Raw genomic sequence first — 14013 nt, 5'->3', positions numbered from 1 at the left:
TATTGGGCCGGGATTTAGCGGGCGATTAGCTCAGTAAGTCAACTCATTGCGCAAGCAACTGATTTATCGCCGTTTTGGGAGCTGAAGAGCGCTATTTCCTATGATTTGGAGTGGTGGGCGATGACGGGCTCGAACCGCCGACATCTTCGGTGTAAACGAAGCGCTCTACCAACTGAGCTAATCGCCCGCTCCGGCGCGGACCTTTAAGCGGTCAGGACCGGCTTCGCAAGGCCAAATGAACAGGTGACGCCCTGTCCGCAGGCCCGATTTGCGAACAAAACGCCGGCTGTCAAAAAACCTTCTCCAGTTTGTTGTTATGATGGTTTGGTGCGCTTGACACCCGATGGCGAACCCCTTATCCAGCGCCCCAACGACGAACACGGCTGACACGTGCTCGTCAATGCGCGGGTGTAGCTCAGTTGGTTAGAGTGCCGGCCTGTCACGCCGGAGGTCGCGGGTTCGAGCCCCGTCACTCGCGCCATTTCCCTCAAGGATCGCAATCCTTGGCACAGGGAAATGCCGACATGAATTGTCAGAATCCACTTTCAGAAATGAAGTGCCAAGGCGCGGGCTTTTGCGCCCTGCCGCTGTCGATGATCATTCGCCGCCGCCGCGCGAATCGTTGGCGGCAGACTGTTTCGCAGCCGGCTTCAAAAATTCAGCCACGCCCGCGCGGCAATCTGGCAAACGCGACGCCACTCCAATAGGCTGAAAAGCAGCTCCTGGAACGACTCGGGCTTGAGCCGCGTTTGACGTTGTGAATCCCACTTGCGGATTTGCCCACAAAGCGCTGGATTCATTTCGCAGGTAGCGGAGTTGCACTAGTAGGCTGCCTGAACGGCATGGAGGACTTATCGTGTCAATCGCACCAAACATTCCTATGCGCACATTATTCACGCTCATGTACCTGGGCGGCGCGGCGACGGTCGCTACCGCCCTTTTCCCGGCGACCGCGTCGGCCGACCGGTTGCAGCAATGCGCGCGCGAGGGCGGGCTCTGCCGTCTGCCGTATCCCGCCGAAGTGGTCTACGGCGCCCGGGGCCGCACGACCTCGCGCTATTTCGAGCGAGACGCGGTGCCGTGTTCAAATCGCGTTTTTGGCGACCCGGCGCCGGGCATCCCAAAGTCGTGTTTCATCGTGATGCGCGGCCGAGACCAGTCGGATGACAATTACGACGAACCCCGCCGCGAGAGATGGGCAGCCTGTGCCGATGAAGGCGATTACTGCGATTTCTATGGCCGCAAGGTGGTCAGGTACGGGGCACGCGGCCAATTCACGCAGGACGTGTTCCGCAACGGCGTCCAATGCGACAATGATACGTTCGGCGATCCCGCTCCCGGTCGCGAAAAGCGCTGCTACGTCAGGCAATAGCTGATCGGGCTATCGCTGGATGGACATCCAGGGCAGTTTGTCGTTTCACGGACGCGGCGAACTGCCCTGACTCTTTGTTTTGGCGCAATTCCCAGGGGAAAGCGCTACGCACTTTTCATGGGATTGCCCGGGGATTGGAACAGCCTGATGGTCCGGCTGGCCCGCGTGCCTCACCCCTTCGCCAGCAGTGCCTCGACCTCTTGCAGCGTCGGCATCGACGGCGCGGTGCCGGGTCGCGTCACCGAGATGCCGGCGACAGCGCAGGCGAAGCGCACCGCCTGCAGCGGCTCCACGCCTCGCGATAGCGCCGCGGCGAAGCCGCCGTTGAAGGCGTCGCCCGCGCCGGTGGTTTCGACCACCGGCCCGGAGCTGATGGCGGGGACATGCTCGGAGCGTCCCTTCGAATGCAGCAGCGCGCCCTTGTCGCCGAGCGTGACGATGACCGTGCCGACGCCCTTTTCGAGCAGCTTGCCGGCGGCGGCCCGCGCCTCATCGACCGAAGAGACCTTCAGTCCGGTCAATTCCTCCGTCTCGGTCTCGTTCGGCGTGAGATAGTCGCAGAGCGCGTAGATTCGGTCGGGAAGCTTTGCCGCGGGAGCAGGGTTCAGGATGGTCGTCACCCCTGCCCCGCGCGCGATCTCCAGCGCCCGCATCGCGGCATCGATCGGCTGTTCGAGCTGGGTTACGAAGACGCCGGCACCACGAATCAAGGCGGCATTGGCCTCGATATCGGCCGGCGAGATCAGCATGGCCGCACCCGGGCTGACGATGATGGCGTTGTTGCCGCTGCCCTCCTCGACGAAGATGTAGGCAGCGCCCGTATAGCTGTCCGGCGTGTCGATGACGGCGCTTTTCACGCCGCCATCCTGCCAGGTCCGTTTGGCCATGTCGGCAAAGGCATCCACGCCAAGGCGGGTCAGGAAAGTGGTGTCGGCGCCGAGCTTGCCTGCGGCCACCGCCTGGTTCGATCCCTTGCCGCCCGGGCCCAGCTTGAACGAATTGCCGAGGATAGTCTCGCCCATGCGCGGCTGGCGATCGGCGCGATAGGCGGTATCGGCGACGAAGACGCCCAAAATGACGACAGGCTTTACGGCTGCCATATCGCTACTCCGCATCCGGCGGTATGACGCCCTTGCGGAAGGCGAAGCAACCGTAAAAACGGCGTTCGCCGGTCTGGATGACGCAATAGGCCTGCTTGGCACGTTCGTAGAAGGCGTAGCGCTCGACCGGCAGCATCGGCCAGGACTTGCCCTCGGCGGCGTCGATTTCCTTTTGCACTTCCTTCTGCACGGACGGAATCTCGTCCGGCTTGCCGACGATTTCCATGCGCGCGGCCGCGTCGTCGACGAACGTATCCAGCGGATAAAGCGACAGCACTGCCTTCACCACTTCCGCGGCCGACGCATCGATGCGCAGCAGCCGGCCGAGTGCCGTCTGGCGCGCCACCGAATCGGAGGGGAAGTTGGTGTCGGCGATGATCAGGTCATCGCCATGGCCCATCGCCCGCAATGCCTGGAGCACGTCGGCATTGAGCAGCGGATTGATGCCTTTGAGCATGATGGTCCTCGTGAAGTCCGTTTGAGATCAGAGACGCTTGCCGGTCTCGGCATCGAAAAGATGAATCTGGTCGAGCCTGGGCTTCAGGGTCAGCGTGTCGCCGGGCTTGAAGTCGTGGCGCTCGCGAAACAGCGCCACCATCTCGCGGTCGCCAAAGCGCAGGAACACAAGCGTTTCCGAGCCGGTCGGTTCGACCACCGAAATCTTCGCCGGCACGCCATCGGGATGAATTTCCAGATGCTCCGGGCGCACGCCATAGACGACGGCCTGCCCGTCCTGCGCGGCATTGTCGGCAATCGGAAACAATGTGCCTGATATGTCGACGCCGGGCTTGCCGCCCTTGCGCACAACACCCTTGAGCAGGTTCATCGACGGCGAGCCGATGAAGCCGGCGACGAAGAGATTGGCCGGCCGGTCGAACAGCTCCAGCGGCGCGCCGACCTGCTCGATGCGGCCGTCGCGCATGACGACGATCTTGTCGGCCATGGTCATGGCCTCGATCTGGTCGTGGGTGACGTAGATCGTGGTGGTCTTCAGCCGCTGGTGCAATTCCTTGATCTCGGTGCGCATCTGCACGCGCAGCTTGGCGTCGAGGTTCGAGAGCGGCTCATCGAACAGGAACACCTGCGGATTGCGGACGATGGCGCGGCCCATCGCGACGCGCTGGCGCTGGCCGCCGGAGAGCTGCCGGGGATAGCGCTTCAGATAGGGGTTGAGGTCGAGGATGTCGGCGGCGCGCTTGACCCGCTCGGCGACCACGGCCGGATCGGTTTTCCGCAGCTTGAGGGCAAAGGCCATGTTCTGCTCGACCGTCTTGTGCGGGTAGAGTGCGTAGTTCTGGAACACCATGGCGATGTCGCGCTTTGCCGGCGGCAGATGGTTGACGACGCGGTCGCCGATGGCGATCGTGCCGCCGGAAACGGTCTCCAGCCCGGCCACCATCCTGAGCAGCGTGGACTTGCCGCAACCCGAGGGGCCGACCAGCACCACGAACTGTCCGTCAGCGATGTCGACGCTGACTTCGTGCAGAACCTTGACGGTTCCAAACGCCTTGGCCACCTTGCTGATCGCGACTTGAGCCATCTCTCCCCCATCGGCTCCAACTGGCCGTAGGCGCAGAAGCTAACCAACACGCCCTGTCAGGGCAAGTCGGTCTCTTGTAGACAAAACCGTTCTCGTTGACACGGCGTTTGGTTGCGAGAATAGTGGCAGGCGCTGGTCTAAATGTCGTTACCTGATCCGCAATCGGAACCTAAAATCGACGCAGGGTGGGGTCCTGCCTAATTCGTTTCCGAGCCGGGAGAATCGTTGGCGCTCCAACGTCCGACAGGTTGGCCACATCCATCACACTGATGTTTTGGGAGGAATTGCGATGAGAACAGGTCTTTACGAGAAACTGGTTCGTGCCGGCGCCACCAGGCGCGATATATTGAAGGGTGCGGCCAGCATGGCCGCGATCGCGGCGGCATCCGGCGCCGGGCTCGGCGCCTTGACGCGTCCGGCGTCCGCCGCAAGCGAACTGCGGTCGAAGATCCTGCAGATTCCCGGCGTTGGCAAAGGTCAGCCGACCGATGCCGATTTCCAGAAGGTCGGCGAACTCTGCCTCGAGGCGACCAAGGCCAATGTCAAGGAAGGCGAATTCGCCGGCGTCGAGCTGACCTTCATGGGCCTCAACAACCAGAACCTGCACAATGTGCTGTTCCGCGGCTTCCTGAAGCCGTGGGAGGCCTATACCGGCGCCAAGATCAGCTGGATCGACCTGGCGCAGGCCGACTACAACGCCCGGCTGCAGCAATCGATCGCCACCGGCACCGTCGACTTCGACATCATCGAAATGGGCGCGCCCTTCGAAGGCGATGTCTGCGGCAAGGGCCTGACCTCGGAGATGCCCGACTGGGTCAAGAAGCAGATCGATTTCGACGATCTGGTCAACTATCTGAAGCCGCCGGTCGGCACCTGGGACGGCAAGCAGTATCGCGTCACCATCGACGGCGACACGCACAATTTCAACTACCGCACCGACGTGTTCGCCGATGCCGACCTCGCCAAGCAGTGGAAGGATGGCGGCGGTGAAGGCGAATGGGGCGTACCGAAGACCTGGCAGCAGGTGCAGGCCGTCACCAAGTTCCTCAAGGGCAAGAAATTCAAGGGCCAGGACGTTTACGGCTATCTGGACGCGCCCAAGCCATGGGGCGGTTTCGGCTTCTACTTCCTCGGCAGCCGCGCCACCGCCTACGCCAAGCATCCCGACGACAAGGCATGGCTGTTCGACGCCGACACGATGAAGCCGCGCATCAACAATCCGGCCTGGGTGCGCGCCATCCAGGACGTGATCGACGCGCTGCCGTCGGAACCGGCGGACCAGATCAACGCCGACCCGAACACCACAGGCTTCCAGCAGTTCCTGGCCGGCACCGGTTCGATGATCCCCTGGTGGGGCGACATCGGCTCCAACGTCAAGACCAACGATTCGTCGGTCATCGGCGACGTCACCGGCTTCTCGATCCTGCCGGGCTCGGACGATGTGTACAATTCCAAGACCGGCAAATGGGAGAAGCTCGCCAGCGGGCCGAACTATTCGCCGAACTGCGCCTATCTGGGCTGGGGCGTCTATGTCATGGCCCGCGTCGACAAGGACGAGAAGAAGAAAAAGGCGGCATGGTCCGCCGCCGCCCATCTCGGCGGCAAGGACCTGTCGATCTGGACGGCGATGTATCCGTCCGGCTTCCAGCCCTACCGCAATTCGCATTTCGACATTCCCGAATGGGTGGCGGCCGGCTACGACGAGGCCTTCATCACCTCGTATCTGAAGTCGGAAGGCGACAGCTACAACCATCCGAACGCGGCGATCGAGCCACGCATCCCCGGCATCTTCCAGTATTACAGCGCCGCCGAGGACATTCTCGCCAACACTTTCGCCGGCAAGATGAAGGCACAGGAAGGCGCCGATGCCATCGCCGCCGCCTGGGAAAAGCTCACCGACCAGATCGGTCGCGAAAAGCAGGTCAAGCTCTACAAGGCCTCGCTCGGCCTGGCCTGATCGCAGCGTGAACCCGGGGTCCGGCGACGAAAGCCGCCGGACCCTGTCTTGACCGGCACCGCCGGTCGCGAAGTGCCTACTGCAACTGGATGAGACGCTTGGCTGACCAGATTTTGCCCACCAATGATTGGCCGGCAAACGCCGTCCCATCCGACCTGATACCGCCAGGCCGCAAACGCTTGGGCTGGGCGGTGATGGCCGCTGCAACGCTCGGCCTGCTGGCAACGATCCTTGTCCAGATCCTCTACAAGAGCGAGGTCGATACGATCGGCTTCGACACATGGCGTCCCGTGGTCTACGCCTATGTGCTGTGGGGCGTGGCGCTCGGCATCGGCCAGGTGCTGACGCGCGGCGAGGACGGCCAGCGCGCGCTGTTCCTGCTGCCGGCGCTGCTGTTCACCATCGCCATGGTGATCTTCCCGACACTGTTCGGCTTCTACATCGCGCTCACAGACTGGAACCTCTCCTCCTTCAGCGGCCGCAGGTTCAACGGGCTCGACAATTTCTGGCAGATGCTGGGCGATCCCTACTATCGCAACGCGCTGTTCAACATGGTGCTCTACGTGCTCGCCGTGCTGGTCGAATATGTCATAGCCTTCGGGCTGGCGCTGCTGCTCAACGCGCAGATCCGGGCGCGCAAATTCTTTCGCGTCGTCTTCCTGATGCCGCTGATGCTGTCGCCGGTCGCTGTGTCCTGGATGATCGGCAAATCGCTGATGGAGTATCGCTTCGGACCCGCGGCAACACTGGCGCGCCATCTCGGCTGGGACAATCCCGCCTTCTTCTCCGATCCCATCATCGCCCGCATATCGATCATGATACTGGATGCATGGACCTTCATCCCGTTCATGATGATCATGCTGCTCGCCGGCCTGCAGGCGATGTCGCGCGAGGTGCTGGAGGCCGCGCGCGTCGACGGCGCGACCACCTGGCAGACCTTCTGGCAGGTCACCTTCCCGCTGATGTTGCCGGTTTCGGTGACGGCGGTGATCCTGCGCATCATCTTCAAGCTGAAGCTGGCCGACATCATCATCACGGTGACTTCGGGCGGCCCCGGCGGCGCCACCGATTCCGTCTCCAGCTTCATCTATCGCGAATACCGCGACCGCTCCAATGTCGGCTACGGCACCATGCTGGCGATGGCCTATCTGGTCATCATCGTCGTGTTCGTGACCTGGCTGTTGAAACTCGCCAACCGCTTCGTGCGCAACGTCAATTGAGTGGCCGGATCATGAGCGTTCAGACCACCGAATACACCGTCTCCGAAATCCGTTCTCCGGCGAGCTTCATCACCAGCCGCGTCTTCATCTATGGCGCGCTGGTGTTCTGGGCCTTGATCTGCCTGTTTCCGATCTACTGGACGATAACGACCTCGTTCAAATCGGCGGTCGATGTCACGCAAGGCCATCTGATCCCCTTCGTCGACTTCCAGCCGGACTGGAAAGGCTGGCGTTCGCTCGGGCTGTCGCCGGATTCGATCTTCCAGACCTCCACGGTGCGCGATGAGTTCTTCAAGCGCTTCATGAACTCGGTCATCACCTCGGTCGGCGCATCGAGCCTCGCCATCGTCATCGGCAGCCTCGCCGCCTACGGCCTCACGCGCTACCGCTACAAGTTCGCCTGGTTCAAGAACGAGGACATCTCCTTCTTCTTCCTGTCGCAGTTGATCCTGCCGCCGGTGGTGCTCGCCCTGCCCTTCCTGGTGCTGTACCGCGAAGTCGGCCTGCTCGACACGCGCATCGGGCTGGTCCTGCTGTACACGCTGATGGTGCTGCCGATCGTCATCTGGATCATGCGCGACCAGTTCAACTCCATCCCGGTCGAGCTGGAAGAAGCAGCGCTCGTCGACGGCCTGTCGATCTGGGGGGCGTTCTTCCGCATCGTCATGCCGATCGCGCTGCCGGGCATGGTCGCCGCCTTCATCCTGGCGATGGTGCTGTGCTGGAACGAATATTTCTTCGCTGCCCTTCTGACCTCGACCGATGCCAAGACCATTCCTGTCATGGTGGCGAGCCAGACCGGCTCGCAAGGCATCAACTGGTGGTCGATGGCAGCCCTTGCCACCGCCGCGATCGCGCCGCTGGCGGTCATCGGCATCGCGCTGGAACGCTATCTCATCATGGGCATGACGGCGGGAGCCGTGAAGTAGGCCGCCCTGTCTTCCCTTCTCCCCTTGTGGGAGAAGGTGGCCGAGCGAAGCTCGGTCGGATGAGGGGTGTTGGCAGGATCGCAACACTGAAGATATAAGCGCTTAAAATCACTCTATATTTTGACGCCGCATTTCGTCCAGCACCCCTCATCCGGCTCGGCGCTGCGCGCCGATCCACCTTCTCCCACAACAAGGGGGAGAAGGTCGAACCGCGCTAGGCCTTCAGGATAGCGCGCAGGTGATCCATGATCATCGCGACGCCCTTGTTCCCAAGTTCCGCCGATGCATCCTTGGCGCTCGCCGTGTACCAGCCGGTATTGTCGGCGAAGCGGGCGGCGTCGACCGCCTCCGGACACAGCGCCAGCATCAGTGACGTCTCGCCGATGCCGGCATGGTCGAACGGATATTTGCCATTCATGGCGGCCGGCATCAGCGGATGGACCTGCACCCAGTTGAAGAAATTTTCACCGGCGGCATGTCCGGCATAATAGTCGGCCATGTCCTTCGAGCCCCACCAGCCCTCGCCGCGCTGCTTCTCGAGGAAACGGAAGATCGCCTGGCGGCCGGCGGTCTTGAAGGCGAGATCGGTCGGCATGCCGGCGGCGAAATTCTCGGTCTGGTGGTGGATGATGGCGTGGATGTTGCGGAAACCGATCCGCAGCAGGCTGTAGAACAGTTCCTCGCCGAACGGCGCCAGCTGGTTGCCGCCGACCTGCACCGAGCCCGAACCTTCCGGCGGCGCCACTGCGTAGCTCGCGGCACCGTAGTAGAAGGGGGGCAGGATGACGACATCCCTCTCCTTCTCGAACAGTTCCAGCGTCTTGATGACGGCCAGCGTATCCATGCCGACGGCCATGTGCTCGCCATGGTACTCGAGCACGCCGAGCGGCAGGGCGACCGGCCAATTCTCGGCAATCGCCTTGCGGATCTGGTGCGGCAGCATCAGTTCATAGTGCATGATCTATTCCATATTGGTATGGCGGGCACGCATGGCCTGGGGCGAAGCACCGATCAGGGATTTGAGCTTCAGCACCATCACCTCGAACAGCAGGAACAGCGCGCCTTCGAACACCGAGCCCATCGGCAGGACCGAAGTCCTTTGCGGCCCCTGGTCATTGGCCATGGTCTGGGCCGGAATGAGCAGCGTGGCATCGGCCAACCCCGCCGCGCTGCCGCCGGCCTGGGCGGTGAGCAGCAGATTGGTCGCGCCGGCATCGCGCGCGACGCGCATCAAGGTCAGTACCGTCGAGGTTTCTCCCGGTCCCGAACTGGCCAGGAAGACGCCACCAGGCCCCAAGGGCGGCGTGGTCATGTCGCCGACCACCGAGACCGGCAGGCCGAGATGATAGAGCCGCATGGCGAAACCCTTGACCTGCAACGCCTCGCGGCCGCAGCCATAGACGACGATCTGTCTGGCTTCGGCCAGCAGCTTGCAGGCCGCGCCGATCTGGCTGTCATCCACGCGCGCCAGCACGCCGCCGAGTTCGTCGAGCGCGGTCTTGAACAGATTTTCGTCCCGGTCGCTCACGACAAACCCACCCTCGAAATCCTCCTCGGACTTTTTCACGAACAGCTTGATTTCATTCATGCTAGCAACCGCGAAAATGCGTGTCCAACGCCGCGCAGCGCTTTTGCCTGGTCGCAGGCATGATAGTGTCATGTCAGATAAATCAGCTCACACAGATCAACCCCGGGAAAATTGCAGGACATGAAGACACGGCATTTCGACCGCATCGGCAATGGCGGCCTCACCTTTACGGAGCTCGGCTTCGGCACGGCACCGCTCGGCAATCTCTACCGCGCCGTTTCGGACGAGGATGCCAAGGCCACGCTCGACGCCGCCTGGGCGACAGGCTGCCGCTACTACGACACCGCGCCGCTGTACGGGCTTGGCCTGTCGGAAACACGCCTCAACCCCTTCCTGCGCGGCAAGAAGCGCGACGACTATGTGCTGTCGAGCAAGGTCGGCCGCCTCATGCGCGCCTGCCCGCCGGAGCAGCGCACGGCCATCGGCAAGTTCTTCGACACGCCATCACGCCAGGAGGTCTACGACTACAGCTATGACGGCGTCATGCGTTCGTTCGAAGCCTCGCTCGAGCGGCTCGGCGTCGACAGGATCGACATACTGTTCGTGCACGATGTCGACATCTTCACCCATGGCAGCAAGGAGGCGTCCGACCGGCGCATCGAAGAATTCATGCGCTCGGGCTACTATGGACTCCTGTCGCTGCGCGACCAGGGCGCGATCAAGGCGTTCGGCGGCGGCATCAACGAATGGCAGGTTGCCCAGACATTGGCAGAGCGCGGCGATTTCGACCTGTTCCTGCTGGCCGGGCGCTACACGCTGCTGGAACAGGAGGCGCTGACATCCTTCCTGCCCCTCTGCCAGAAGCGCGGCATCGGTATCGTTCTTGGCGGCCCTTACAATTCCGGCATACTGGCGACAGGACCGAAGCCCGGCGCCTACTACAACTATTCCGAGGCGCCGAAGGACATTCTCGAGCGGGTCGCCGGGATCGAGGCTGTCTGCAAACGCCATGGCGTCAGGCTGATCGAGGCGGCGCTGCAGTTTCCGCTGCTGCATCCCTCGGTCGTTTCGGTGATCCCTGGAGGCCAGCGGCCGAGCGAAGTCGAAAGCAACCGGGCACTGCTCGACGCGAAACTGCCGGCAGCGCTGTGGGCCGACCTCAAGAAGGAGGGCTTGATGCGCGACGACGCGCCGACCGCATAGGAGCGTTGCCGCCTCTAATTCGGGCCAAAAAAAGAAAAGCCTGGCAAGCGCGGCTTTTCTGGTCGCGTGTACCGGCGTCGGGCACAAAAAATGAAAAGCCGGGCAAGCGCGGCTTTTCTGGTCGCGTGTACCGGCATTGGGCACAAAAAATGAAAAGCCGGGCAAGCCCGGCTTTTCTGTCTCTGAAAAGAAAAAACGCTTAGTTGACTGCGTCCTTCAGGCCTTTGCCGGCCGAGAACTTCGGCACGGTGCGTGCCGGGATCTTCACTTCGGCGCCGGTCTGCGGGTTGCGGCCGGTCGAGGCGGCACGCTTTGACACGGTGAAATTGCCAAAGCCGACAAGCCGGACATCGCCGCCCTTCTTCAGTTCGCCGGTGATGACGGAAAATACCGCATCGACCGCCGACTGCGCGTCACCCTTCGAAATGCTCGCGGCGTCGGCGACAGCGGACACCAGTTCGTTCTTGTTCATAAAAATTCCCTTCCATGAGAACACCGGAACTAACGACTCATCCGGCAGGAAACGGACTTTAGAAAGAAGCGTTGCCGCAACCAAGTCGAAAAGCCTGGAAAAAATGGAAAAAAGCCCGGAAATCCGGGGTTTTTCACATGAAAAAGCCGGGCACGAGGCCCGGCTTTCCGTTTGTGCACTGCAACCTTAGAAGGAATCTAATGTGCAAGCGACTTTCCAGCATCGTCGGCACTGTCGGTCGTGGCCGGCGGATTGACCGGTTCGACCCATTCGATCGGCTCCGGCATACGCACCAGTGCGTGGCGCAACACCTCGCCGACGCGCGAGACCGGAATGATCTCCATGCCGTTCTTCACATTGTCCGGAATCTCCGCCAGATCCTTGGCATTGTCTTCCGGGATCAGCACCTTCTTGATGCCGCCGCGCAGAGCGGCGAGCAGCTTCTCCTTGAGGCCGCCGATCGGCAAGATGCGGCCGCGAAGCGTTATCTCGCCAGTCATCGCCACATCGGCCCGGACCGGAATGCCCGTCAGCACCGACACAATGGCTGTAGCCATGGCAGCACCCGCGGACGGACCATCCTTCGGCGTGGCGCCTTCCGGCAAGTGCACGTGGATGTCGCGCTTGTCGAACAGCGGCGGCTCGATGCCGAAATCGAGAGCTCTTGAGCGGACATAGGAGGCAGCCGCCGAGATCGATTCCTTCATCACGTCGCGCAGATTGCCGGTCACCGTCATGCGGCCCTTGCCGGGCATCATGACACCTTCGACCGTCAGCAATTCGCCGCCGACTTCCGTCCAGGCAAGACCGGTGACGACACCGACCTGATCGTCGGCCTCGACCTGACCGAAGCGATAGCGCTGGACACCGAGGTAGTCGGCGAGGTTCGCCGCCGTGATGCTCACCGTCTTCTTCTTCGTCTTCAGGATCTCGGTCACGGCCTTGCGCCCGAGCTTCATCAGCTCGCGCTCCAGGCTTCTGACACCCGCTTCACGCGTGTAGGTCTGGATGATGGCACGGATCGCATCCTCGCCGACGGAGAACTCCTTCGGCTGCAGCGCGTGATCGCGGATCACCTTCGGCATCAGGTGCCGCTTGGCGATCTCGATCTTTTCGTCCTCGGTGTAGCCGGCGATACGGATGATCTCCATGCGGTCCATCAAGGGCGCAGGGATGTTCAGCGTATTGGCCGTCGTCACGAACATCACGCTCGACAGGTCGTATTCGACCTCGAGGTAATGGTCCATGAACGTCGAGTTCTGTTCGGGATCGAGCACCTCGAGCAGCGCCGACGACGGATCACCACGGAAGTCCTGGCCCATCTTGTCGATCTCGTCGAGCAGGAAGAGCGGGTTGGACTTCTTCGCCTTCTTCATCGACTGGATGACCTTGCCGGGCATCGAACCGATATAGGTGCGCCGATGGCCACGGATCTCGGCTTCGTCACGCACGCCGCCGAGCGCCATGCGGATGAACTCGCGACCGGTCGCCTTGGCGATCGACTTGCCGAGCGAGGTCTTGCCGACGCCGGGAGGGCCGACGAGGCACAGGATCGGCCCCTTCAGCTTCTTCTGGCGGCTCTGCACGGCCAGATACTCGACGATGCGGTCCTTGACCTTGTCGAGACCGAAGTGATCGGTGTCGAGCACGTTCTGGGCGTAGGCCAGGTCCTGCTTGACCTTGGAGTTCTTGCCCCACGGGATCGACAGCAGCCAATCGAGGTAGTTTCGCACGACGGTCGATTCCGCCGACATCGGCGACATCGTCCGCAGCTTCTTCAACTCGGCTTCCGCTTTTTCGCGGGCCTCCTTGGAGAGCTTGGTCTTCTTGATGCGCGCCTCGATCTCGGCGGCCTCGTCGCGGCCGTCCTCGCCCTCGCCGAGCTCCTTCTGGATCGCCTTCATCTGCTCGTTGAGGTAGTATTCGCGCTGCGTCTTCTCCATCTGGCGCTTGACGCGCGAACGGATGCGCTTCTCCACCTGCAGGACGGAGATTTCGGCTTCCATGAAGCCCATTGCCTTTTCCAGCCGCTCCTTGACCGAGAGCGTGGCCAGCATTTCCTGCTTTTCAGGGATCTTGATGGCGAGATGCGAGGCAACCGTATCGGCGAGCTTGGAATAGTCGTCGATCTGGCTGGCGGCACCCACCACTTCAGGCGAGATCTTCTTGTTCAGCTTGACGTAGTTCTCGAAGTCAGTGACGACCGAGCGGGCCAGCGCCTCAACCTCGACCTCCTCCTCTTCCGGCTCGACCAACGCGGTGGCGCGGGCCTCGTGGAAATCGGGACGGTCGGTGAACGAAACGATCTTGGCACGCGAAGCACCTTCGACCAGGACCTTGACGGTGCCGTCGGGCAGCTTCAGCAATTGCAGCACATTGGCGAGCGTGCCGATGTCGAAGATCGCATCGGGCTCGGGATCGTCATCGGCAGCATTCATCTGGGTGGCAAGCAGGATCTGCTTTTCCTGACCCATCACCTCTTCCAGCGCCTTGATCGACTTTTCGCGCCCGACAAAGAGCGGAACGATCATGTGCGGGAACACCACGATGTCGCGCAGTGGGAGGACTGCGAAGACGCCGTCGCTGGGAGCCTTGGATATTTTGGCCATTGTCCAACCTTTCATGTCGCGGTCGCCATCAGGCCAACCGCGAATCTTATATTAACGACCGGGGATCGTTCCGCCTACCACCG

Annotated in this window: 13 protein-coding genes and 2 tRNA genes; 7 read left to right on the top strand and 8 right to left on the bottom strand. The window is 62.1% G+C overall.

Features of this window, described 5'->3' with window-relative positions; translation table 11 throughout:
• Window positions 1-111 precede the first annotated feature (111 nt).
• Window positions 112-187 (bottom strand) — tRNA-Val (locus CK228_RS12830).
• Window positions 188-404: 217 nt separating this feature from the next.
• Between CK228_RS12830 and CK228_RS12825 the strand changes: the two genes are divergently transcribed.
• The 3 genes from CK228_RS12825 to CK228_RS12820 all read left to right on the top strand — a co-directional run bounded on the left by CK228_RS12825 (window position 405) and on the right by CK228_RS12820 (window position 1372).
• Window positions 405-481: transfer RNA gene (locus CK228_RS12825), tRNA-Asp, on the top strand.
• A 22-nt stretch (window positions 482-503) separates the two neighbouring features.
• On the top strand, window positions 504-707 hold the full coding sequence (locus CK228_RS34680) for a hypothetical protein (RefSeq protein ID WP_142884730.1): 204 nt from the start codon (window positions 504-506) through the stop codon (window positions 705-707).
• A gap of 194 nt (window positions 708-901) precedes the next feature.
• Entirely contained in the window at window positions 902-1372 is a 471-nt protein-coding gene (locus CK228_RS12820) for a hypothetical protein (protein WP_095770388.1), read from the top strand.
• Between the two features lie 170 nt (window positions 1373-1542).
• On the opposite strand, the gene rbsK is transcribed toward CK228_RS12820, so the two are convergent.
• Genes rbsK through ugpC form a run of 3 tightly spaced genes read right to left on the bottom strand, consistent with a single transcriptional unit; the run spans window position 1543 to window position 4012 of the window.
• Complete coding sequence (gene rbsK, locus CK228_RS12815; RefSeq protein ID WP_095770389.1) at window positions 1543-2472, bottom strand: ribokinase; 930 nt, start codon at window positions 2470-2472, stop codon at window positions 1543-1545.
• A gap of 4 nt (window positions 2473-2476) precedes the next feature.
• Window positions 2477-2929, bottom strand: a complete 453-nt coding sequence (locus CK228_RS12810) for an RbsD/FucU family protein (protein ID WP_010915661.1) — start codon at window positions 2927-2929, stop codon at window positions 2477-2479.
• A 27-nt stretch (window positions 2930-2956) separates the two neighbouring features.
• Window positions 2957-4012: a sn-glycerol-3-phosphate ABC transporter ATP-binding protein UgpC gene (ugpC, locus tag CK228_RS12805; RefSeq protein WP_095770391.1), complete on the bottom strand. Its 1056-nt coding sequence runs from the start codon at window positions 4010-4012 to the stop codon at window positions 2957-2959.
• 289 nt (window positions 4013-4301) lie between these two features.
• Between ugpC and CK228_RS12800 the strand changes: the two genes are divergently transcribed.
• From CK228_RS12800 to CK228_RS12790, 3 genes are all read left to right on the top strand, one after another.
• Window positions 4302-5969, top strand: coding sequence for a sugar ABC transporter substrate-binding protein (locus CK228_RS12800; RefSeq protein WP_095770392.1), 1668 nt, complete (start codon window positions 4302-4304; stop codon window positions 5967-5969).
• Between the two features lie 89 nt (window positions 5970-6058).
• Entirely contained in the window at window positions 6059-7189 is a 1131-nt protein-coding gene (locus tag CK228_RS12795) for a sugar ABC transporter permease (RefSeq protein WP_095770393.1), read from the top strand.
• An 11-nt stretch (window positions 7190-7200) separates the two neighbouring features.
• Window positions 7201-8118 (top strand): carbohydrate ABC transporter permease, encoded by a 918-nt coding sequence (locus tag CK228_RS12790; RefSeq protein WP_010915657.1) that lies wholly within the window; start codon window positions 7201-7203, stop codon window positions 8116-8118.
• Between the two features lie 214 nt (window positions 8119-8332).
• Here the strand turns inward: CK228_RS12790 and CK228_RS12785 are convergent, their stop codons facing one another.
• Window positions 8333-9076: a creatininase family protein gene (locus CK228_RS12785; RefSeq protein ID WP_095770395.1), complete on the bottom strand. Its 744-nt coding sequence runs from the start codon at window positions 9074-9076 to the stop codon at window positions 8333-8335.
• 3 nt (window positions 9077-9079) lie between these two features.
• Complete coding sequence (locus CK228_RS12780) at window positions 9080-9706, bottom strand: SIS domain-containing protein (protein ID WP_245438016.1); 627 nt, start codon at window positions 9704-9706, stop codon at window positions 9080-9082.
• 120 nt (window positions 9707-9826) lie between these two features.
• On the opposite strand from CK228_RS12780, the gene CK228_RS12775 reads away from it, so the two are divergent.
• Window positions 9827-10849: an aldo/keto reductase gene (locus tag CK228_RS12775; protein WP_095770396.1), complete on the top strand. Its 1023-nt coding sequence runs from the start codon at window positions 9827-9829 to the stop codon at window positions 10847-10849.
• A 199-nt stretch (window positions 10850-11048) separates the two neighbouring features.
• Here CK228_RS12775 and CK228_RS12770 read toward each other — a convergent pair whose 3' ends face one another.
• Both CK228_RS12770 and lon read right to left on the bottom strand, forming a co-directional pair.
• On the bottom strand, window positions 11049-11321 hold the full coding sequence (locus CK228_RS12770; RefSeq protein ID WP_006201846.1) for an HU family DNA-binding protein: 273 nt from the start codon (window positions 11319-11321) through the stop codon (window positions 11049-11051).
• Window positions 11322-11518: 197 nt separating this feature from the next.
• Window positions 11519-13930, bottom strand: coding sequence for an endopeptidase La (gene lon / locus CK228_RS12765; RefSeq protein ID WP_027046751.1), 2412 nt, complete (start codon window positions 13928-13930; stop codon window positions 11519-11521).
• Window positions 13931-14013 lie beyond the last annotated feature (83 nt).

Source organism: Mesorhizobium sp. WSM4312 (genome assembly GCF_002294875.1).
Taxonomy (GTDB): Bacteria; Pseudomonadota; Alphaproteobacteria; order Rhizobiales; family Rhizobiaceae; genus Mesorhizobium.
The sequence above is the reverse complement of the archived record's forward strand: the minus strand, read 5'-3'. Positions and strand labels throughout refer to the sequence as shown.